Raw genomic sequence first — 772 nt, 5'->3', positions numbered from 1 at the left:
TTCGGTATTGTACACAACGGTTTTGTGTATGTTTAGTTGCGTAGTTTAAGCAGTAAAGTTACTAAATAAAACACAGATAGAATGTCCGCAAGGACATTCGTAAATTGGCTAAAAGCAAGCAATTAAATATACACGGTGTTGTGTGTAGTTTATTTTTTCAATTCATAATTTTCTATTATTTCAAAGCCAAATAACCCTTTATTCAAGTTCATTTCTATTGTTCTATATTCAGAGTAATTTTTATTTTTACTATATCTTTCAGATAGGTTTACAGTAACTATTTCTCCCTCTTTTTCTATAAAAACTTTAGGATTATATCTCCTAAATCTTTTTCGTCCTCCAGAACTATTCTGTTCAATTTTTTGAATTCCGTATTCTTGTTTGATAGTTTCATTATTTTTTCCAATATAATTCAGACCTATTATTGTTCCGTTTATTACGTTTCCAAATATTATTGCACCTCCAATAATCATTACAAAACATATAAAGAACATATATAATTTCAGTTTTAATCCCTCAATTTTTTTATAGCTTTTAGGATTTAGTAATTCCATTTTTTTTATAAAGTAGAATCCAAAAATTAAACCACAAAATAAAATACTCAACCAAAGTAAAGTGTCATTATAAAATGTTAAGTCATAAAGTAAATACATAATTAAATGAAAAATTCCACCAATTACTGAAAACAGTTTGTAATTCAACGATTTTCCTTTTTTCTTTTTTTTTGATTTTTTTTTCTTCATTTTGGATTCGTTTGTATTATACTGAAATA

Annotated in this window: 1 protein-coding gene; it reads right to left on the bottom strand. The window is 25.5% G+C overall.

What is annotated here, in order from left to right; translation table 11 throughout:
* Positions 1-149 precede the first annotated feature (149 nt).
* Positions 150-772, bottom strand: a 623-nt coding sequence (locus TD29_RS17425) for a hypothetical protein (RefSeq protein ID WP_040282811.1), incomplete at its 5' end; no start/stop codon positions are given.

Origin of the sequence: Psychroserpens damuponensis (genome assembly GCF_000826655.1) — a bacterium.
Taxonomy (GTDB): domain Bacteria; phylum Bacteroidota; class Bacteroidia; order Flavobacteriales; family Flavobacteriaceae; genus Psychroserpens; species Psychroserpens damuponensis.
The sequence above is the reverse complement of the archived record's forward strand: the minus strand, read 5'-3'. Positions and strand labels throughout refer to the sequence as shown.